Consider the following 19,022-nt stretch of genomic DNA (forward strand, 5'->3'; position numbering starts at 1 on the left):
CCCTGCCCTCCACCTCCTCCCCACAAGGGACAGGAGAGAGGGACGCCTCTCGCGCACGGTCGATTTCGTAACCCGTTGAGGCGGAGAGAAACACGCGTCTGCCGCCATCCTCCCGCGATGAAGCGGAGATCTGCCCCAAGAGGATGCGCCCCCGCCCCACGGGCGCTATAGACCCCCGATGCCGCCGCTCGCCCTCACCCTCGGAGACCCGGCCGGGATCGGCCCGGAACTCGCCCTCAGCGCCTGGCTCGGACGGGGCGGCGTGGATCCGCTGCCGCCGTTCTTCCTCGTGGCCGACCCGGACTTCATCGAGCGCCTCGCGAACCGGCTGAACCGGCCCGTCCCGGTGGCCGAGGTCGATCCCGAGACCGCTGCCGAGGTGTTTCCCCGGGCGCTGCCCGTGGTGCGGCTGCCGAGCGGCGCGACGGTGGCGGCCGAGCCCGGCGTCCCGGATTCCGGCAATGCCGGCGCGGTCATCGAGTCGATCACCGCCGCGGTGGCTTTCGTGGCGGCCGGGCGCGCCGGTGCCGTGGTCACCAACCCGATCGCCAAGTTCGTCCTGACCCGGGCCGGGTTCGCCCATCCGGGCCACACCGAGTTCCTGGCCGCCCTGTCCGTCGCCCCCGGCCGCACGCCGCCGCGTCCGGTGATGATGATCTGGAGTACGGATCTCGCGGTCGTGCCGGTGACGATCCACGTCCCGCTCAAGGACGTGCCGGGCCTGCTTACCCAGGAACTGGTGGAGGAGACCGCCCGGATCGTCGCCCGGGACCTGCGCGACCGGTTCGGCTTGGCCGAGCCGCGCCTGGTGCTCGCCGGGCTCAACCCCCATGCCGGCGAGGCCGGGACCATCGGGCACGAGGACCGTGACGTGCTGGCACCCGCGGTGGCGCGGCTGCGGGCCGCCGGGATCGACATCCGCGGGCCCCTGCCCGCCGACACCCTGTTCCACGCCCGCGCCCGGGCGACCTACGACGTCGCCCTCGCGCCGACACACGATCAGGCGCTGATCCCGATCAAGACCATCGCGTTCGACGACGGCGTCAACGTCACCCTCGGGCTGCCGTTCGTACGGACCTCGCCGGACCACGGCACCGCCTTCGACATCGCCGGGACCGGGGTGGCGCGACCCGACAGCCTGATCGCCGCCCTGCGGCTCGCGCGGCGGCTCGCCGACACCGAGGCGGCCCGCACCGGCCCCGGCCCGGGCGGCGCCGACATCATCCCGTTCAGCATCTATGCCGGGCGGCCGCGCGCCACGGGCGCCCAGCATTTCGACGCCGAGGACGAGCTGTGAGCGATGGAGACGGGCTGCCGCCCCTGCGCGATGTCGTCGCCCGGCATGGGTTGGAGCCCAGGAAGGCGCTGGGCCAGAACTTTCTGTACGATCTCAATCTCACCGGCCGGATCGCGCGCGCCGCGGGGCCGCTCGACGGCGTGACCGTGGTCGAGGTCGGCCCCGGGCCCGGCGGCCTGACCCGCGCGCTGCTGGCCGAGGGCGCGGCCCGGGTCGTGGCGATCGAACGCGATCCCCGCGCCCTGCCGGCGCTCGCCGAGATCGCGGCGCATTATCCCGGCCGGCTGGAGGTCGTGGACGCCGACGCCCTCGCGTTCGATCCCCGGCCGCTGATCGGGACCGGCCCGGTCCGGATCGTCGCGAACCTGCCCTACAACGTCGGGACTGCGCTGCTCACCGGTTGGCTCGACGGCGCGGCCTGGCCGCCCTGGTGGGACCAGGCGGTGCTGATGTTCCAGCGCGAGGTCGCCGAGCGCATCGTCGCGGGCCCAGAAACCCGGGCGGATTACGGCCGGCTCGGCGTGTTGTGCGGCTGGCGCACGCAGGCCGACATCCTGTTCGACGTAAGCCCCTCGGCCTTCGTGCCGCCGCCGAAGGTGACGTCCAGCGTCGTGCGGCTGTTGCCCCGGGCGCAGCCCCTGCCCTGCCGGGCCGGCGCCCTGGAGGCCGTGACCCGGGCGGCGTTCGGCCAGCGCCGCAAGATGCTGCGCCAGAGCCTCAAGGCCCTGAGCCCCGAGCCCGGCGCCCTGCTGGCGGCGGCCGGGATCCTGGAGACGGCCCGGGCCGAGGAGGTGCCGGTGGCCGGGTTCGTGACCCTGGCCAACCTGTGGGACGCGGGGTGCGGACGGTAAGGCTGCCGGTCACGCGTCCAGACATTTCGCTCCCGCTCGAGCGACCACCCCGCCCTTCCGGGCTCGCCTGCGGCGCCCCGGAATGACGGGGTTGGATTTACAGCCGCCGGGCCGTTTGATCCGGTATCTGCCCAAAAAACAAAAAAAACCGGCGCCGCGGAAACGGCGCCGGCTCGATAACCCCGTCCCGGCCTGAACGGCCGGGACGGCAAGTCCCAGATCAGCGGGTCTGCTGGATCGCCGAGAGCACCCAGCCGCGGCCGGGCTGGCGCTGGAAGGTCCAGAGCTCGACGGCCTCCGGGGCGGGCTCGGTCTTCACGACCCGGCCGCTTGCGCGGTCGACCATCACGTCCTTGAGGGCGTAGCGCATCGCCACGGTGGCGTAGTCGGTGCGGTCCTCGCCCCAGGATTCCGCGAGGTCGCCCTGCAGCAGCTTCACGTCCGTGATCTTGTTGACCACGCCCTGGGCCGCGTTGTTGCGCAGCTCCTCGTCGAAGTAGCCGGCCATCTCGGGCGTCGCCAGGTTGCCCAGCGTCACCCGATCCTCACGGGTGTAGGCGTCCTGGATGTCGCCGAGCAGGCGCTCGAACGCCTGGTAGTCGGCCGGGCCGATCTGGACGTTGCGGGTCTGTACCGGACGCTGGCCGCCGAACGAGCCGCCGGTGGCCGCGCCGCCCATCGGACCGCCCGGATTCGGGCCGCCCTGGTTGGGGCCGCCATCGAGCGTCGAGCGGGCGTAGGGCGCGCCGGCGCCGGCCGGCTCGCTGCGGCGGCGGAAGAACCGCACCGCCAGCATCACCACCAGCACGACCAGGCCGACCTGGAACAGCAGGCCGATCATGGAGGCGAGGCCGCCGAGGCCGCCGAAGAAGCCACCGCCCAGCAGGGCGCCGAGCAGGCCTGCGCCGAGCAGGCCCGCAAAGAAGCCGCCGCCGAAGCGACGACCGGGCGCGGCCGGCGCCTGCATCCCGGGATTGGACATCCCGGGGGACGGCGCGGTCTGGGACCGCTGCATGGTCGAGCCGCCGCCCGGCGCCGTGGGCGTCGCGGAGGGGGCGGTGTAGGTCCGCGAGCCGCGCGAACCGAAGGACCCGCCGCCGCCCGGACGGGCTTCCGCGACGGGCGCCGCGACGGTCAAGGCAGCAGCGAGCGCCAGGAAGGCGGCCGTGCGCCGACGACGCGAGAATTGGGTGAGCATGTACGCGCCTCTGAGGACGAGAACCGAGTGGCGGAAGCCGCCGACGACTATATGGTGACGGCTCAGCGCGGGTTTTAGTCCGCGCCTCTCGGCGTCGTGATGACGTTTGTCGCCGACCGTCGCGTCAGTGCAGCGTCCGGTCCGGCGCAGCCGGGAAGCCGAGGCGCACCCGGGTGCCCTCGCCGGGCTGGCTGTCCAGGGTGATCGTGCCGTTCTGGCGCTTCATCAGGCCGTGCACGATGGCGAGGCCCGCGCCCCGTCCCGCCTCGTGGCTGGTCTGGAACGGCGCGAGCGCCCGGGCCAGCATCTCGGGCGACATGCCCGGCCCGGTATCGCTGACCTGGATCCCCACGGTGCCGGGCCCCGGCTGGTGCAGAGCCCGGTCGCCCGGATCGACCCGGAAGGTGGAGAGCGTCAGCGTCCCGCCCGCCGGCATGGCCTCGCAGGCATTGGCGACCAGATGCCGCAGGGCGAACTCGATCTGCGTCGGGTTGCTGATCGCCCGGGGTAGCCCCGGCGTCGGGTTCACCACGAGGCGGATCCCGGCCGGGAAGTCCGGCGCGAGGCGTTCCGCCAGCTCCGCCACGATGGCATCGAGGTCCACGGCGCGCACGTCCGGGGCGATCCGGCGCGAATAGGCCAGGAGCTGGCGCGTGAGGATCGCGGCCCGCTCGGTGGCGTCGGCCGAGCGGACGAGCGCCCGCTGGATGAACGGCTCGGGCCGGTCGCCCAGGCGGCGCTTCAGCCCGTCGATGTAGCCGATCAGGATCTGCAGGAAGTTGTTGAATTCGTGGGCGACGCTGTTGGTCAGCAAGCCCAGGGCCTCGCGCTGCCGCGACAGAGCCAGCGCCCCCTCGGCCTCGCGCCGTGCCGTGACGTCGAGCATCTGGCCGATCGTCGCATCGCTCCCGGGGAGCTGCCCCAAGGTAAGGCTCGCCCAGAAGCTGGTCCCGTCCGACCGCTGCGCCAGGAATTCCTGCGGTGCGTCGCCCGAGAGATCGGGTGCCGACCCGCGGCTCGCCAGGATCGGCTCGAGGCCGCGTTCGGCAAACGCCTGCGCCGGATGACCGGTCAGGCGCTCGAAGGCCGGGTTGGCGTACCGGACGCGACCCTGCGCATCGACGAGAAGACTGGGCGTGGGCAGCGCATCGAGAAGTGCGCGGGCCTGCGCCGTGAGCGGGCCGCCCGCCTCGCCGTGATCCGTCCCGGGCTGCGTCATCCTGCGTCCGAGCTGAGCGGGTGCGGGAAACCCGCGGCGAGGCCCGCGATAGCGGCGAACCGCGGCGCGGCCAAGGGGGACGGGTTCAACCCCGGAGCGCGGTGACTCTCATTGCCGGACCCACATCACCCGGGCCATCCAGGCGACCTCGCCGATATTGAGGACCCGGTCCTCGTGCTCCGGATTGAGCGAGACCAGCTCCACGGTCCGGGCGGTACGCCGCCGCAACTCCTTGGCGAGGACCTCGCCACCGTGGAGGCGCACCACGACACGGTCGCCCTTGCGCACGCTGGCGGTGGGCGACACGATCAGCACGTCCCCGTCGCGGAACAGCGGCTGCATGGAATCGCCCTGGATCTCCAGCGCGAAGGCGCGCTCCTCGCCCAGGTCGGGGAACTCGATCTCCTCCCAGCCGGCCCCGCCGGTGGGCATGCCCTCATCGGTGAACAGGCGTCCGGCCCCGGCCTGGGTCAGGCCGATCAGCGGCACCATGGTGCGGGCCGGGATCTCCCGGGCCTCGATCAGGCGCAGGAACTCGTCGAGGCTTGCGCCGGTGGCGGCCAGCACCTTCGAGACCGATTCCGTGGAGGGCCAGCGCTTGCGCCCGTCGGCGCCGATCCGCTTGGAACGGTTGAAGCTCGTCGCATCGAGGCCCGCGCGGCGGGCGAGCCCGGAGGCGGAGTAGCCGTGTCGCTCCGCCAAGCGGTCGATGGCGTTCCAGATCTGCTCGTGAGACAGCATGTCGGGCTCGAAGGCTCAACGTGAGCGGGCCGGCACCCCCGTCTCGCCAGCCGGCTGCCGGCTGCCGCGGAGGCACAGAGGCAGTCTCCCCGGAGGATTCGGACTGAAATCACCCGAGGAGCGCGGTATATTGAAGACCGCCACGAGCCGGCCCGAGTGACCCGTTTCGGACACGGTTCTGTGACGCTCAGCCTAGTCGTAGGAAAGTAGAACTACAACCTACAGAATGCAATCGCCGTTGGCATCGATCTGGTTTCCGTGTGTTGCCGGCGGATGGCGCGGTCTCCGGTGGGCGTGTCGTCCGGAGACAGGCCTGCTGCGGATTCCGCATGTCCGAGGCCGTATCCAGGATCCACCCCGTCATCCCGGGGCGCCGCAGGCGAGCCTGGGATCCAGAACCGCCGAGAGTGCAACACCTTGCGCGGCATGTATCTCCGGATCCCGGGCTCCGCTTCGCGGCCCCGGGATGACGGGGTTGGTCTCCGGTCTGCCGTGCAGCCGCCTCGAAACGGCTCCTGCGACAGGACCGGTGGGATTGATCGGCGCGCACGCTCCTTCGGCCCTGGTTCCGGTCCCCGGAGCGATGGGCTATGGACCCTGCGCTTTCCAGGGAATGCCGATGCCGCTCATCTACAAGATCTGTCCGCGTGCGCTCTGGCGCGAGGCCGAGGCGGCGGGCCGGTTCACCGGGGCGCCCGTCGACCGGGCCGACGGCTTCATCCACTTCTCCACCGCCGCGCAGACCGCCGAGACGGCGGACCGCCATTTCGCCGGCCAGGCCGACCTGCTGCTGATCGCCGTGGAGGCCGAGACCCTGGGCGCGGCCCTGGTCTACGAGCCGTCGCGCGGCGGCGCTCTGTTCCCGCACCTCTACGGTGACCTGCCTCTCACGGCGGTGGCGTCGGTGGAGGATCTGCCCCTCGGGCCGGATGGGCAGCATGTCCTGCCGGCGGGACTCCCGCGCGCATGATCGCCGCCGCCTTCCCGCTGGTCCGCCCGCTGCTGCTTCGCCTCGATGCCGAGAGCGCCCACGACCTGACCCTGCGCGCCCTCGCGCTGCTGCCCCCGGGTAAGCCCGCCACGGACGACCCGCGCCTCGCCGTGGATCTGCTCGGGCGCCGTTTCCCCAATCCGGTCGGCCTCGCGGCCGGCTTCGACAAGGGGGCCCGGGTGCCGGACGCGATGCTCGGCCTCGGTTTCGGCTTCGTGGAGGTCGGCGGCGTGGTGCCGCGGCCGCAACCCGGCAACCCGAAGCCGCGAGCGTTCCGCCTCGCGGCCGACCGGGCGGTGATCAACCGCTACGGCCTGAACAGCGAAGGCCTGGCGACGGTGGCGGGGCGGCTCAGGGCCCGGGCTGGCCGGCCCGGCCTCGTCGGGGTCAATATCGGGGCCAACAAGGACTCCACCGACCGGCTGGCCGATTACGTCGCCTGCACAGGGACCCTGGCGCCCCTGGTCGATTTCGTCACCGTCAACGTCTCATCGCCCAACACGCCGGGCCTGCGCGACCTGCAGGGCGAGGCCTTTTTGGACGAACTGCTCGCCCGCACCGTCGAAGCGCGGGACGCGGCCGGCGCCAAGGCGGCGGTACTCCTGAAGATCGCCCCCGACCTCGCGCTGGATGCCCTCGACGCGATCTGCGCCACGGCGCTGAAGCGCGGGGTCCAGGCTTTGGTGGTCTCGAACACCACGGTGGCGCGGCCCGAAAGCCTGCGGGAGACAAGCCTCGCCCGGGAGACCGGCGGGCTCTCCGGCCGGCCGCTGTTCGGCCCGGCTACCCGGATGCTGGCCCAGACCCGCCTCCGCGTCGGCGACACGCTTCCCCTGATCGGCGTCGGCGGCGTCGATTCCGCCGAGGCCGCCTGGACCAAGATCGAGGCCGGTGCGAGCCTGGTCCAGCTCTATTCGGCGCTGGTCTATGACGGGCCAGGGCTGGTGGATCGCATCAAGGCCGGCCTCGTCCAGCGGATGGCCGCGAACGGGCTGGTCTCGCTCAGCCAGGTCGTTGGCCGGGGCGCCGCGGATCTCGCCCGCGCGGCCTGAGCCGTCGTCGGCCTGGGCCGGTCCCACACGCACTCCGTCATCGCGCCCGGGGCGCAGCATGCCAGGGCGGCGTGCGGGGCTTCGAATTGCCGGCGACCCGGTCGACCGCCGCCGGTCGCACCCGCCAGTTTAGAAAGGCTTTGCCGAGCGGAGACTTAGTCTGTGTCCCATGCATGAGGGGCCTGCGCCTGCACGCCATTGTGAGCGGTATCCCAAGCCGCTTATCTCGCGGTTGCGAATTGGCGAGCCAACTCGCTTTCATGAGAACATCCAGGACAATTCATGGCCCAGCCTGACGGGGCTCCCAAGCGCTCATCCGCCGCCGGCGGCTGGGGTGCTCTGAAGAGTTGCGGCAAGCACTTGTTCGGCTCGCGCGCTCCGCTGACGGGGGCCCGTGCGCTGCTGAAGGCGAACCAGCCCGACGGGTTCGATTGCCCGGGCTGCGCCTGGGGCGACCCGGAGCACGGTTCGTCGTTCGAGTTCTGCGAGAACGGCGTGAAGGCGGTGTCCTGGGAGGCCACCGACAAGCGCACGCCGCCCGCCTTCTTCGCCCGCCACACGCTCACCGAGCTGCGCGGCTGGAGCGACTACGCCCTGGAGGGCGAAGGCCGCCTCACCCACCCGATGCGCTACGATGCGGCGAGCGACCGCTACCTGCCGGTGAGCTGGGACGAGGCCTTCGCCGAGATCGGCGTGACGTTGCGCGGCCTCGACACCCCCGACCAGGCCGAGTTCTACACCTCGGGCCGCGCCTCCAACGAGGCGGCCTATCTCTACCAGCTGTTCGCCCGCTCCTACGGGACCAACAACTTTCCCGACTGCTCGAACATGTGCCACGAGGCCAGCGGCGTCGCCCTGATCGACGCCATCGGCATCGGCAAGGGCACGGTGCTGCTGGAGGATTTCGAGAAGGCGGACGCGATCTTCTGCGTCGGCCAGAATCCCGGCACCAACCATCCGCGCATGCTCGGCGACCTGCGCCGGGCGGCCGAGCGCGGCGCCCAGGTCGTGGTGCTGAACCCCGTGCGCGAGCGCGGGCTGGAGCGCTTCGCCGACCCGCAGAACACCGTCGAGATGCTACGCGGCTCCAGCCAGCCGATCGCCAGCCACTACCTCCAGCCGCGCTCCGGCGGCGACATGGCGGCCTTCCGGGGCATCGCCAAGATCGTGTTCGCCCGCGACGCCGAGGCCCTCGCGGCCGGGCGACCGTCGCTGCTCGACCGAGCCTTCCTGGAGCACCACACCGCGGGTCTCGACGCCTACCGGGCCGCCGTGGAGGCGACCGCCTGGGACGCAATCCTCGACCAGTCGGGCCTGACCTACGAGGACATCTCCGCCATGGCGGATGTCTATCTCGGCGCGCAGCGGGTGATCGCCACCTGGGCCATGGGCGTGACCCAGCACCGCCACTCGGTGGCGACCGTGCGGGAGATCGCCAACCTGCTGTTCCTGCGCGGCCATATCGGCCGGCCCGGGGCCGGCCTGTGCCCGGTGCGCGGCCATTCCAACGTCCAGGGTGACCGCACGGTCGGTATCAACGAGCGCCCGCCGGTGGCCTTCCTCGAATCGCTGGAGCGGCATTTCGGCCTCGCCATGCCGCGCCGGCACGGCCACAACGTCCTCGCGGCGATCCGGGCGATGCGCGACGGCACGTCGAAGGCCTTCATCGGGCTCGGCGGAAACTTCCTGCGCGCGACGCCGGACACGCCCGTGGTGGCGCAGGCGCTCGCCGCCTGCCGCCTCACAGTCCACATCGCGACCAAGCTCAACCACGCCCACCTTGTGCCGGGCGCCATCGGCTACCTGCTGCCCTGCATGGGCCGCACCGAGATCGACCGGAACGCGGCCGGCAAGACCCAGATCGTGACCGTCGAGGATTCGATGAGCATGGTCCACGGCTCGGGCGGCATCAACAAGCCGGCCTCGAAGGAGCTGCGCTCCGAGATCGCGATCATCGCCGGCATGGCCCAGGCCACCGTCGGTTCGGCCGCGATCGACTGGGCCGGACTGGCGGCCGATTACGACCGGATCCGCGAGGCGATCGCCGCGACGATCCCGGGCTTTGCGGAGTACAATACACGGGTGCGCAAGCCGCGCGGCTTCATGCTGCGCAACCTCGCCGCCGAGCGGGTGTTCGAGACCGCCACGGGCCGGGCCAACTTCTCCGCCGACGCCCTGCCGGCCGAGACCGAGCATCAGGTCGCCCGGAAATCCGCGGACACCTACGTTCTCCAGACCTTCCGCAGCCACGACCAGTACAACACCACGATCTACGGCCTCGACGACCGCTACCGCGGCGTCTACGGCGAACGGAAGGTGCTGTTCGCCCACCCGGACGACCTCGCCGAGATCCGCGACCGGATCGGCGAGCGGGTCGACATCGTCGGCCTCCATGCCGACGGCGTGACCCGGCGGGCCGAGGATTTCCGCCTCGTCCCGTTCGACATGCCCCGGGGCGCGGTGGCCGGCTACTACCCGGAGCTGAACGTGCTGGTGCCGCTCTCGACCTTCGGTGAGAAGAGCGACACGCCGACCTCGAAATCGGTGCTCGTGACCCTGCAGGCCCGCGCGGCCGCTTGAGCGGGCCCGCGGACCGTCCCCTGGACGAGGCGGCGTTCGTCGCCGCCCTCGACCGCGTGACGGCGGCCCATCCCGGGATGATGCCGCTGGAGGCCGGGCTGCTCGCGGCCCTTTCCCTCGGCCTGCCCGGCGACAGCCGCGCCTTCGCCCGCACCTTCGCGGTGGAGCACGCCCTGGTGCTGCGTGCCCTCTCAGGGCTGGAGGAGGCGGGCCACGTCGCGGTGACCGCCCGGGATGCGCGCACCCAGCGCACGCGCTACGGGGCGGCCGCCTAGGCCCTCTTTCAAGACGCGGCGGCGGCCGCCTCCAGGGCCGCGACGTCGAGCTTCACCATGGTCTGCATGGCTGCGAACACCCTGGCCGCCACCGCGGGATCGGAATCTGCGAGCAGCCGCGGCAGGGCCTCCGGGACGATCTGCCAGGGCACGCCCCAGCGGTCGCGCAGCCAGCCGCACTGGATCTCCGCCCCGCCCTCCGCGGTGAGGGCGTCCCACAGCCGGTCGACGTCCGCCTGATCCGCGCAGGACACCGCAATCGACGCGGCGGTGCCGTACGCGGCCGGGACGCCACCGTTAAGCGCCTGGAAGCTCTGGCCGCCCAGGGTGAACGCCACCAGGATCGCGGCGCCCGGCGCGCCGCCGGGCCAGGGTCCGGGCGCCCGCAGGATCGGCCCGAGGCTGGAGCCGGGCACCAGCGACACGTAGAACCGCGCGGCCGCCTCCGCGTCGTCCGCGAACCAAAGGCAGGTGCTGACCGTCTTCGCCATGACGAGACCTCCGTCCCGGGGGATTGGACCCGTCGCGCGGCCTACAACTCGGCGGCGCGTTCGGCGAGCTGATTGGCGCAGCGGCCCCAGCCCTCGTGGAAGCCCATGGCCTCATGGACACCCGCGCTCTGGAATTCCGAGCCGTCGGACGCCCGCATGACGATTCGGGTGGCGCCCCCGGTGCGCAGGTCGGTCTCGGCCTCCGAGACCGTGAAGGGCGCGGGTGCGAACCAGCGCTTCAGGAGATCCGGCTCGGTCCGGGCCGGGTAGAGCGCTGCCGGGGATGCGGCGATGCTGCGCGTGAGGACGAGGTCGCGCCCGGTCGGATCGGTCATGGCGGGGCTCGGAAGCGTGGGCGGGTTCGGGATCGCGCGCGCGGGCCGTCAGCCCTTGCGCTGGTTCATGGCCCAGATGATCCCGAACGGATCGCGCAACTGGCCGTAGCGGTCGCCCCAGAACATCTCGGCCGGCGGCATCAAGGCGGTCGCGCCCGCCGCGACGGCCTCGGCGTAGCGCGCGTCGATATCCTCGACCATCAGCATGAGGGAAAACGCCTGCGGCGCCTGCAGCGGGTGGCCATGCTCCGGGAAGGCGTCGCTCAGCATCAACGACGACCCGTTGACGTGGAGGTGCACGTGCATGGTCCGGCCCTGGTCGTCCGCCGGCATCGCGGTGACGATTTCGGCCCCGAAGGCGCGCCCGTAGAACTCGGCCGCTCTCAAGGCGCCGTCCACGGTCAGGTAGGCCACCAGCCCGCCCTTCACCGGGGCCGGGATGTCTGGATTCGCGCTGCTCATGGCGTGAGCCTCCGATCGCGGCCGCGCGCCCAGGATCCATGCGTTTGACACGGTCCGATTCGGCCGGTCGAATAGTGTCTCATCCCGTGTGTGATCCGTCGAGCGGCGCGCGAATGGGGATCGAATATTTGAAACGCGGGCCGCATGAGATTAACCGGCGGACCCAGGCGCGCACCCTCACCCCGGTGCGGAAGAGGATGGCCCGCAAAGCGGGTCGGGAAAGGGGAACCCGGCTTCCCAAAGGGACGAGACCCAGCCCTTGCAAGGTGTTTGCAGCAGCTGTCGGCATCGAACCGTCCCGCCTGTCCGGCGCCCCCTGGTCTTTGTAGAAGCCGCTTTGAAGGCAGCTTCGTCATCCCGGGGCCGCGAAGCGGAGCCCGGGATCCAGAACCATCGTCGGATCAAAGACTTGCGCCGTCGCGTCTCGTCAGTCCAGATCGCCGGCGAAATTCACGCGATCGCCGCCAGCGGCCGGTCCGGATGCACGGCCTCCGCGCCGGGGCTCGGCGCGAACATCTCCATGTCGTCGGCGAACTGCTCCACGATCGTCCCCGAGTTCGCGAGGCACACCGGAAGATACGAGGCGAGCGACGGCGCCTGCGCGAACCCGTCCTCGAGCAGCCTGTCGTTGGCGAAGGTGAGGTCGAGGGCGCAGAAGGCGTAGTAGGCGCGGGTGGCACGCAGCATCGCCCGCTTGGACGCATCGTTCAGGCCGAACACCTCTGCGAAGCGCTTGCGCAACCGGGCGTGGTCGCGCTCGAGATCGAAGCGCTGGAAGGCACGCACCCCGTCGCTCGGATCCGCCGCCTCGAAGGCGGCGATCACGTCGGCCCAGCGGGTCCGCCCGGCGGTGCCCGCGGAGAGGTGATAGAGGGTGTTGTTCAGCTCACGCTTCGCGAGGAGGCCGATCAGCATCTCGGCGACCCAGTCGGCCGGAACGATGTCGACGCAGCTCTCCGGGCTGCAGGGCAGCATGCGCAGGGCGTCGGCGGCGCGCAGGACCCAGAGGATGCTCGAACTCGGCGCGGCGCCGAGCGTCGCATGACCGACGACGATCGATGGGCGCGCCACCACGATCGGCAGGTCGGGGAATAGCGCGGCGAGCGATGTCTCGGTCGCCGCCTTCGATTCGGTGTAGCCGACGATGTGCTGGGCGTCGGCATCGGGATAAGCCGCCTCCTCCACCAGGCTGGGGGCGCCCGAACCGCAGATCATGGCGGTTCCGACATGCAGGAACCGCTGCAATCCCGGCATGGCCCGGGCCCGGCGGGCGAGCGCCAGGGTGCCGTCATGGTTGGTCCGGAACACGCGCTCGCCGCCCCACCACGAGGTGTCGGCGGCGAGGTGGAGCACGTGGGTGCACGCGTCGAGCCGCGGATCCATGTCGAGGTCCGCCCGGGTGAAGTCGCCGGGCACGATCTCGATCTTGCGCACCAGGCGCTGGGCCGTGAACGCGTCGGTGAACCGCTCCAGGCGCGCGGCGATGCGCTGGCGCCCCTGCTCCACGCTCGTGCACCGGACCAGGCAGACCCAGCTCGCGTCGTCGTCGCGGCTGAGGGCCTGGTGAAGCACGGCGCCGCCGATCAACCCGGTCCCGCCCGTCAGAAGTATGCGTGCCAACGGTGCTCTCCGCTCGATAGGGAGAGTGAGTAGCGCAAAACTTCGGAAACAATCCCGCGGCGGCAGCTTAAAACATGAACTTTTTTCGACCGTGCCCGATCAGCCACAGTCATCACGGGCCCGTGATCGTTTGGCGGAAGATACTCACGAACGCGTGATCTATGTGATCAAGAAGAAGACCGCTCGTTGGTCTTTGTCCAAGTTCAAGGAAACATGCGGAATGAGTAGATCGCCCCGACCGCAACCGTAAGTTCGTTCGCAGTGCCGACGCGGCGCACGATCGGGCTCGCCGCCGCCGCGGCGATCAGCCGGTCGTAGCGGACATAGCCGAGGCTCTGCCATGCGTCGGACCAATCGTAGCTCAGCGTCGCCGTCGCCCCGGCGGAACGCGGTCCGGCCGAAGCCCGGTACGGGGCCAGGACGGGATTCACGAGCGTCGTGGCGACCGGGACGTCGAAATCCAGATGCATGGCGGCGGCATCGCCGACCACGAAACGGGGGCCCAGGCTGAGGGTGAACCGTCCGAAATGGCCCACCCAGTCGGCCGCCAGCTTGGCGATGACCCCGTCATGGGCACGGACGCCCTGCGTGACTTCGGCCCGCAGCCTGAACGTATCGGGGACCGGCCAGACCTCTCCGAATAGGCCGAGCCCAACCGTGGCCGGCAAGTGCGGCAGGCCGGCGAGACGCTGGTCGTCGCGGCGGGACCGGCCTTCCCGGAAATCAAGGACGGCACCCAGCTGGACCGGGCCTTCGCCCACGAGCGTGGCATCGAGGCCGTCGTCCGGGGACCACCAGTCGCGGGGTTCGTCGGCCTTGCGGAACGACAGGTAGGGCAAACCCCAGAGCCCGGCCGCCCGGCTCCCCTGGAAGCGCGGGCCGGCGCCGGCGAAACCGCCGACCGAGACGATGGTGTTGTGATCGAACAGCGCGCTGAGGTCGTCGGCGCGCGCCGTGGCCGGGCAAAGCGCCAGGGCCGCCAAGAGGTACGGGCCGGGCCGTACGGCACGCCGGGGCCATCGATTCGGGAGTGCACGGGCGTGCACGGGCAGGCGGGGCACCGTCACGGTCCTTCTGTCACGCTAGGCTTAAAGACCTCTCCCATGACACGCCCATGTTAACGGCGATGGGTCAATCGTCCACGCGCGCACCCAGGATGCGCCGGGGCTCGCCGCGCCGGCCGATGAGTTTTGGGAGGGCGTGCACCGAGCTGTCAGGCGAATCGCTGTCGATTGCCGTCGTCCGAGCCGCGATCGGCCGAGCGGCGCCCCGGAATGACGATGCGGGTGATCAGATATGGAGGATCGGCCCTCGAGAGGGGAACCGTGCAACCCGCGTATCCCGTTTGGAAGCGCCGGGCGTCCGTTCAAGCGCGTACCGACGCGGGCTGCGCCGCCCGCCCCGGGACACGCCCACCACGATCTCGACGCGGGCCGGGACCCGCGTCGGACGCCCGATCTCAGAACCCCTTCGCCCTGATCGCTTCGGCCCAGGTCACGGCCCGGCGGTTCACGCCGAGGTGCTGGCGCTCGTAGAGGCGGCCTTCGAGCTTGATCGCGCCGCGCTTGGCGTATTCCGGGCGCTCGAACGCCTCGATCACCAGCTTGGCCCGGCGCACCTCCTCGTCGGTGGGCGCGAACGAGGCGTTGGCCGGCTCCAGTTGGGTCGGGTGGATCAGGGTCTTGCCATCGAAGCCGAGGTCGCGGGCTTGGCGGCACTCGTCGCGGCAGCCTTCCGTGTCCGCGATGTCGTTGTAGACGCCGTCCAGGATCGCCAGGCCCTCGGCCCGGGCGGCGGCGAGCGCCATCATCATCCAGGGCAGCATCGGCACCCGGCCCGGCACGATCTTGGCCCAGGTGTCCTTGGCGAGGTCGTTGGTGCCCAGGACCAGGCAGGTCAGGCGCATGCGCGGATCGCGCTTGGCCCGGGCGATCTCCTGGATGTTGAGGATCGAGGCCGGGGTCTCGATCATCGCCCAGACGGCGATGCCCTCCGGGGCGTCGAGGGATTCGAGCCGGTCGGCGATGCTCTCCAGCACCGCCGAGGACGACACCTTCGGCATCAGGATCGCGTCGGGCTTGGCCTCGATGGCGGCGTGGAGGTCGGCTTCGCCCCAGGGGGTCTGCGGGGCGTTGACCCGGATCACCAACTCCCGGCTGCCGTAAGCGCCGCTCTTGACCGCGGCGCAGACCTGCTCCCGGGCGAGCTCCTTCTCCTCGGGGCCGACCGCGTCCTCGAGGTCGAGGATGATGCTGTCCACCGGCAGGGTCTTGGCCTTGTCGAGCGCCCGCTGGTTCGAGCCGGGCATGTAGAGCACGCTCCGGCGCAGGCGCAGGTCCGTCGTCGTGGCCATGGGCATCTCCCTCCTGCGGCCGCTCCCCGGCCGGCCTTCGTTGCACTGCACCCTAGAGCAGAACGTTCGATACGCCACGCCCGATGTCCTGCCATCGGTGAGTCCGCGCGCGGTTTGATACGGTCCGGGGCGGTGCTGGATCCAGCCGTGCTTTGGTCATGTTCTCACGGCTAAAGGCGGCCCGGGTTCAATCCTTGGATCCCGGGATCCAGTCTCATGCGCGCTCTCTCGACTGTCTTCGTCCTCGCCGGCCTGGTCCTGGCCGGGGCGCCCGATCCGGCCCGGGCTCAGAGCCGGACCACCCTGGGGGTCGGCTCCGGCGCGGTGGCCGGCGCCCTGGTGGGCGGCCCGATCGGGGCGGTCGCCGGCGCCGTGGTCGGCGGGTTCGTCGGCCATTCCAGCGAGCGCGGACGCCGCCACCTCCGTAGGGGCCGGCGGTACGGCAGCATCCGCCGGGCGCCCCAACGCCGCGCCGAGGCAGAGATCCCGCGCACAACCGGGACGGTCGCCCGGGCTGCGCCGCCGGCCGCCACGGCCTGGAAGGATCCGCGCTGAGCCGGGCCGCGCGCCCGGACCGCAATTCTTCGAAGAACGACCTGGGTTTCGGGCGCCGCGGCTTACGCTTCGCAGACTACGCGGAGGCTGGCGTCGGATTCCCATCTGCAGAATTCGTCGATCCGCGAAACGTGGCGCGGGACAGGCGGGGAAACGCCACCGCCTGGAACAGGCCGCGGGCACCCAGGAACGCCACGAAGGCCAGCCACAGCCCGGCATTGCCGAGGCCAAACACCTGCACCAGCACCAGGGCCGCGCAGTAGATCGCGAGCGCGCCCGCCATCAGGTTGCGCATCGCCCGCGTCCAGGTCGCGCCGATATAGATCCCGTCATAGGCGAATGGCGCCGCCGCCGCGAACGGCGCCAGCGCGGCGTACGGCAGGTACGCCCGGGCGGTCTCGCGCACCGGCGCGCTCGTGGTGACGAAGTCGATGAAGCCCGGCCCCCCACCGAGCGCCAGCAGGCTGACCCCGATCCCGAAGCCCAGGCACCAGCGCAGGCTCAAGGCGGAGGCCCGCCGGAACCCGTCCGCATTCCCCGCGCCAACCGCTTGTCCGCACAGGGTTTCCGCCGCCGTGGCGAAGCCGTCGAGGAAGAAGCCGCCGATCAGGAACAGATTCCACAGGACGGAATTGGCTGCCAGGACCACGTCGCCCTGGCGTGCGCCGAGCGCCGAGAACAGCACGATGCCGGTGATCAGCGCCAGGGTGCGCAGGATCACGTCGAGATTGACGCTGAGCGTCCGGCGCAGGGCGGCGGCGTCCCGCAGATCACGCAGCGGCACCCGGAACGGTCGCGATCCGAGCCGCGCCAGTACGATCAGGCCGAGCCCCAGCCCGGCCGCCTCCGCGCAGAGCGACGCCAGCGCTGCGCCGGCGAGCCCCAGGCCGAGGCCGAGCACGAAGGCAAGCGTCAGCCCGACATTGATCAGGTTGATCGCCACCTGCAGCAGCAGACCGAGATCGGTCCGCCCACGCCCCACCACCGAGCCGAGCACGCCATAACTTGCCAGCACGAAGGGCGCGGACAGGATGCGGATATGGAAGTAGGTCGCGAGCCCCAACGTCACCGCCTCGCTGGCGCCGCTGACCGCGAAGGCGGCGTGCGCGATCGGCCATTGCAGCACGACCAAACTCAGGCCGATCGCGGCGCCGGCCATCAGCGCTCGGGCCAGGATACGGTCGACCTCGATGCCCTCCCGGGCCCCGACCGCCTGGGCGGTCAGTCCCGCGGTTGCCATGCGTAGGGACCCGAACGACCAGAAGATGGCATCGAAGATGACGGCGCCCAGCGCAACCGCGCCGAGCAGGGCCGCATCGCCGAGCCGGCCGATCACCGCCGCGCCGACGAAGCCGAGCATCGGCGTCGTGACATTGGCGAGCGTCATCGGCAGGGCCAGTGCCAATACGCGGCGATGCGTCGGCAGGACCGGGGCGGTGGGCGGATGCGTCATGCCGCGACCTTAGCCGAGCCGGACCATGCGCGGTCCGGTCAGCGCGACGTCGCGAAGAGTCGCGAGAGCAGCCAGAGCGGGATGACGACCACGGCGCCCGCGACGATCCAGCCGCCGAAATCGTGCAGCGAGGCGAGGCCGATCTCCAGGAGCGCCCGGGCCGAGTCGTAGACGTGCCAGAATAGCCGGCCAGGCGTCAGGCCGAGCATCGACATGAAGGCGCCGACCAGGACCGATAGGAACAGCAGGCGCAGGAAGACTCCGGCCGGCGAGCCACCCAGGAATCGGTGCAGCGCCGAGGGCCGCCGCTGGTAGGTCTCAGCCCCGTATGCGGCGTTCGGCGGCGGAGCGCCTTGCCGGCGCCGGTCGTGATCGACGAGCATCGCGTCCTCATGAAGCCAGAAAGGGTCGGGATCGGCGAGGAAACGGGCGGAACCGTGGCCGGCACACAACACCGCGTCGAAACCGGATCCCGGATCGGGCGTTAGCGGGTTTCACCCACGGACCCGAGATGGCAAGCGAGAGCCGTCCCGCCAAGATGCCGGGAATGGCCGCGGGACAGCGCCGACGGGACGAGACCCAACATGATCGACCACGCCTTGTTCGACCCGGCGACGATCGATCCCGAGACGCTTCGGCTCAATGCCGAGATCGTCGCGGCGCACGCCGCCCTGCCCGATCCCTGGTCGTTTCCGATCGAGGAGGTTCGTGCCCGCCGTCGCGCCGGGACCAAGGCGGCCCCGGCGATGCCGCACAGCGCCCGGGCGGAATGGATGACGATCGAGGGGCCCAGCGGGCCGCTCAAGCTCCGCGTGATCCGCCCGAAGGCCGACACGAAGGTGCGCGGCGCCTATCTCCACATCCACCGGGGCGGCTGGGTCTGGGGCGCGGCCGACGAACAGGATCCCTGGCTCGAGCGCATCGCCGACGCCTGCGGCTTCGTCGTGCTGTCGGTGGAGTACCGCCTTGCCCCCGAGCATCCTTATCCGGCCGCGCTGCTCGATTGCGAGGCCGCCGCCCTTTGGCTGGCGGGACCCGGACGGTTGGAGTTCGGCATCCATGCGCTGACGATCGGCGGCGAATCGGTCGGCGCGCATCTCGCCGTGATGGTGCTGCTGCGCCTTCGGGACCGGCACAACCAGCCGCGCGCGTTCCGGGGCGCCAACCTCAACGCGGGATTCTACGATCTCGGCCTGACCCCGTCGGTGCGCAATTGGGGTGACGAGCGCCTCGTCGTGAACACCCTCGATCTCACCAAGTTCGCCGACGGCTACGTCCGCGAGGGGATCGACCGGCGACGTCCGGACGTGTCGCCGATCTATGCCGACCTGAAAGGTCTACCGCCGGCCCTGTTCACCATCGGGACCGCGGATCCGCTCCTCGACGACACGCTGTACATGTCTGCGCGCTGGGCCGCCGCCGGCAATGGCGGCCACACCGCCATCTATCCCGGCGGTTGCCATGTCTTCGCCCGGTACCCCGGCCCGATGAGCGAGCGTGCCCTGGAACTGATCGACCGCTTCCTGATGGCCCTGGCCTGAGCGATCGA

General features: G+C 71.1%; 19 protein-coding genes. 8 read left to right on the forward strand and 11 right to left on the reverse strand.

What is annotated here, in order from left to right:
- The first annotated feature begins 178 nt into the window (after positions 1 to 178).
- Both pdxA and rsmA read left to right on the forward strand, forming a co-directional pair.
- Complete coding sequence (pdxA, locus tag AC0IY0_RS10235) at positions 179 to 1,297, forward strand: 4-hydroxythreonine-4-phosphate dehydrogenase PdxA (RefSeq protein WP_471763734.1); 1,119 nt, start codon at positions 179 to 181, stop codon at positions 1,295 to 1,297.
- The gene (gene rsmA, locus AC0IY0_RS10240) at positions 1,294 to 2,148 is read left to right on the forward strand and encodes a 16S rRNA (adenine(1518)-N(6)/adenine(1519)-N(6))-dimethyltransferase RsmA (RefSeq protein ID WP_471763735.1); all 855 of its coding nucleotides are present in this window, start codon (positions 1,294 to 1,296) and stop codon (positions 2,146 to 2,148) included. The genes pdxA and rsmA overlap by 4 nt, the downstream gene beginning before the upstream one ends.
- 220 nt (positions 2,149 to 2,368) lie before the next feature.
- Here rsmA and AC0IY0_RS10245 read toward each other — a convergent pair whose 3' ends face one another.
- The 3 genes from AC0IY0_RS10245 to AC0IY0_RS10255 form a co-directional block, all read right to left on the reverse strand.
- Positions 2,369 to 3,346 (reverse strand): Tim44 domain-containing protein, encoded by a 978-nt coding sequence (locus tag AC0IY0_RS10245; RefSeq protein WP_471763736.1) that lies wholly within the window; start codon positions 3,344 to 3,346, stop codon positions 2,369 to 2,371.
- Positions 3,347 to 3,470: 124 nt separating this feature from the next.
- Positions 3,471 to 4,565, reverse strand: a complete 1,095-nt coding sequence (locus AC0IY0_RS10250; RefSeq protein ID WP_147906637.1) for a two-component system sensor histidine kinase NtrB — start codon at positions 4,563 to 4,565, stop codon at positions 3,471 to 3,473.
- A gap of 108 nt (positions 4,566 to 4,673) precedes the next feature.
- Positions 4,674 to 5,306, reverse strand: a complete 633-nt coding sequence (locus AC0IY0_RS10255; protein ID WP_147856975.1) for a S24 family peptidase — start codon at positions 5,304 to 5,306, stop codon at positions 4,674 to 4,676.
- Between the two features lie 619 nt (positions 5,307 to 5,925).
- Here AC0IY0_RS10255 and AC0IY0_RS10260 point away from each other — a divergent pair.
- From AC0IY0_RS10260 to AC0IY0_RS10275, 4 genes are all read left to right on the forward strand, one after another.
- Complete coding sequence (locus tag AC0IY0_RS10260) at positions 5,926 to 6,276, forward strand: DUF952 domain-containing protein (RefSeq protein ID WP_147937846.1); 351 nt, start codon at positions 5,926 to 5,928, stop codon at positions 6,274 to 6,276.
- On the forward strand, positions 6,273 to 7,349 hold the full coding sequence (locus AC0IY0_RS10265) for a quinone-dependent dihydroorotate dehydrogenase (RefSeq protein WP_471763737.1): 1,077 nt from the start codon (positions 6,273 to 6,275) through the stop codon (positions 7,347 to 7,349). The genes AC0IY0_RS10260 and AC0IY0_RS10265 overlap by 4 nt, the downstream gene beginning before the upstream one ends.
- A gap of 282 nt (positions 7,350 to 7,631) precedes the next feature.
- The gene (locus AC0IY0_RS10270; protein ID WP_147906634.1) at positions 7,632 to 9,929 is read left to right on the forward strand and encodes an FdhF/YdeP family oxidoreductase; all 2,298 of its coding nucleotides are present in this window, start codon (positions 7,632 to 7,634) and stop codon (positions 9,927 to 9,929) included.
- Positions 9,926 to 10,204: a hypothetical protein gene (locus AC0IY0_RS10275; RefSeq protein ID WP_147906633.1), complete on the forward strand. Its 279-nt coding sequence runs from the start codon at positions 9,926 to 9,928 to the stop codon at positions 10,202 to 10,204. The genes AC0IY0_RS10270 and AC0IY0_RS10275 overlap by 4 nt, the downstream gene beginning before the upstream one ends.
- An 8-nt stretch (positions 10,205 to 10,212) precedes the next feature.
- Here the strand turns inward: AC0IY0_RS10275 and AC0IY0_RS10280 are convergent, their stop codons facing one another.
- The 6 genes from AC0IY0_RS10280 to AC0IY0_RS10305 all read right to left on the reverse strand — a co-directional run bounded on the left by AC0IY0_RS10280 (position 10,213) and on the right by AC0IY0_RS10305 (position 15,465).
- Complete coding sequence (locus tag AC0IY0_RS10280) at positions 10,213 to 10,695, reverse strand: VOC family protein (RefSeq protein ID WP_147906632.1); 483 nt, start codon at positions 10,693 to 10,695, stop codon at positions 10,213 to 10,215.
- A 41-nt stretch (positions 10,696 to 10,736) separates the two neighbouring features.
- Positions 10,737 to 11,030: an SRPBCC domain-containing protein gene (locus AC0IY0_RS10285; protein ID WP_147906631.1), complete on the reverse strand. Its 294-nt coding sequence runs from the start codon at positions 11,028 to 11,030 to the stop codon at positions 10,737 to 10,739.
- Positions 11,031 to 11,078: 48 nt separating this feature from the next.
- Complete coding sequence (locus tag AC0IY0_RS10290; protein ID WP_147896503.1) at positions 11,079 to 11,492, reverse strand: VOC family protein; 414 nt, start codon at positions 11,490 to 11,492, stop codon at positions 11,079 to 11,081.
- 450 nt (positions 11,493 to 11,942) lie between these two features.
- Positions 11,943 to 13,112: an SDR family oxidoreductase gene (locus tag AC0IY0_RS10295; RefSeq protein WP_471763738.1), complete on the reverse strand. Its 1,170-nt coding sequence runs from the start codon at positions 13,110 to 13,112 to the stop codon at positions 11,943 to 11,945.
- Between the two features lie 203 nt (positions 13,113 to 13,315).
- Positions 13,316 to 14,173 carry a MipA/OmpV family protein gene (locus tag AC0IY0_RS10300; protein WP_419830389.1) on the reverse strand — a complete coding sequence of 286 codons (858 nt, stop codon included), beginning with the start codon at positions 14,171 to 14,173 and terminating at the stop codon, positions 13,316 to 13,318.
- Positions 14,174 to 14,571: 398 nt separating this feature from the next.
- Complete coding sequence (locus AC0IY0_RS10305; protein WP_147906629.1) at positions 14,572 to 15,465, reverse strand: HpcH/HpaI aldolase/citrate lyase family protein; 894 nt, start codon at positions 15,463 to 15,465, stop codon at positions 14,572 to 14,574.
- Positions 15,466 to 15,681: 216 nt separating this feature from the next.
- Between AC0IY0_RS10305 and AC0IY0_RS10310 the strand changes: the two genes are divergently transcribed.
- Positions 15,682 to 16,020: a YMGG-like glycine zipper-containing protein gene (locus AC0IY0_RS10310; protein WP_147906628.1), complete on the forward strand. Its 339-nt coding sequence runs from the start codon at positions 15,682 to 15,684 to the stop codon at positions 16,018 to 16,020.
- Between the two features lie 76 nt (positions 16,021 to 16,096).
- Here AC0IY0_RS10310 and AC0IY0_RS10315 read toward each other — a convergent pair whose 3' ends face one another.
- Both AC0IY0_RS10315 and AC0IY0_RS10320 read right to left on the reverse strand, forming a co-directional pair.
- Positions 16,097 to 17,473: an MATE family efflux transporter gene (locus tag AC0IY0_RS10315; RefSeq protein WP_471763739.1), complete on the reverse strand. Its 1,377-nt coding sequence runs from the start codon at positions 17,471 to 17,473 to the stop codon at positions 16,097 to 16,099.
- A gap of 38 nt (positions 17,474 to 17,511) precedes the next feature.
- A complete protein-coding gene (locus tag AC0IY0_RS10320) occupies positions 17,512 to 17,856 on the reverse strand; it encodes a DUF6460 domain-containing protein (RefSeq protein ID WP_147906626.1) in 345 nt (114 codons plus the stop codon).
- A gap of 201 nt (positions 17,857 to 18,057) precedes the next feature.
- On the opposite strand from AC0IY0_RS10320, the gene AC0IY0_RS10325 reads away from it, so the two are divergent.
- A complete protein-coding gene (locus AC0IY0_RS10325) occupies positions 18,058 to 19,014 on the forward strand; it encodes an alpha/beta hydrolase (RefSeq protein WP_471763740.1) in 957 nt (318 codons plus the stop codon).
- Positions 19,015 to 19,022 lie beyond the last annotated feature (8 nt).

It is taken from the genome of Methylobacterium sp. AC315 (assembly GCF_979253755.1).

Coding starts and splice junctions, on each gene's coding strand:
- AC0IY0_RS10320 (WP_147906626.1), bottom strand. CDS start 17,856: ATGCTCGTCGATCACGACCGGCGCCGGCAAGGCGCTCCGCCGCCGAAC.
- AC0IY0_RS10290 (WP_147896503.1), bottom strand. CDS start 11,492: ATGAGCAGCGCGAATCCAGACATCCCGGCCCCGGTGAAGGGCGGGCTG.
- AC0IY0_RS10310 (WP_147906628.1), top strand. CDS start 15,682: ATGCGCGCTCTCTCGACTGTCTTCGTCCTCGCCGGCCTGGTCCTGGCC.
- AC0IY0_RS10260 (WP_147937846.1), top strand. CDS start 5,926: ATGCCGCTCATCTACAAGATCTGTCCGCGTGCGCTCTGGCGCGAGGCC.
- AC0IY0_RS10245 (WP_471763736.1), bottom strand. CDS start 3,346: ATGCTCACCCAATTCTCGCGTCGTCGGCGCACGGCCGCCTTCCTGGCG.
- AC0IY0_RS10325 (WP_471763740.1), top strand. CDS start 18,058: ATGATCGACCACGCCTTGTTCGACCCGGCGACGATCGATCCCGAGACG.
- AC0IY0_RS10280 (WP_147906632.1), bottom strand. CDS start 10,695: ATGGCGAAGACGGTCAGCACCTGCCTTTGGTTCGCGGACGACGCGGAG.
- AC0IY0_RS10305 (WP_147906629.1), bottom strand. CDS start 15,465: ATGGCCACGACGACGGACCTGCGCCTGCGCCGGAGCGTGCTCTACATG.
- AC0IY0_RS10265 (WP_471763737.1), top strand. CDS start 6,273: ATGATCGCCGCCGCCTTCCCGCTGGTCCGCCCGCTGCTGCTTCGCCTC.
- AC0IY0_RS10315 (WP_471763739.1), bottom strand. CDS start 17,473: ATGACGCATCCGCCCACCGCCCCGGTCCTGCCGACGCATCGCCGCGTA.
- pdxA (WP_471763734.1), top strand. CDS start 179: ATGCCGCCGCTCGCCCTCACCCTCGGAGACCCGGCCGGGATCGGCCCG.
- AC0IY0_RS10255 (WP_147856975.1), bottom strand. CDS start 5,306: ATGCTGTCTCACGAGCAGATCTGGAACGCCATCGACCGCTTGGCGGAG.
- AC0IY0_RS10270 (WP_147906634.1), top strand. CDS start 7,632: ATGGCCCAGCCTGACGGGGCTCCCAAGCGCTCATCCGCCGCCGGCGGC.
- AC0IY0_RS10285 (WP_147906631.1), bottom strand. CDS start 11,030: ATGACCGATCCGACCGGGCGCGACCTCGTCCTCACGCGCAGCATCGCC.
- AC0IY0_RS10250 (WP_147906637.1), bottom strand. CDS start 4,565: ATGACGCAGCCCGGGACGGATCACGGCGAGGCGGGCGGCCCGCTCACG.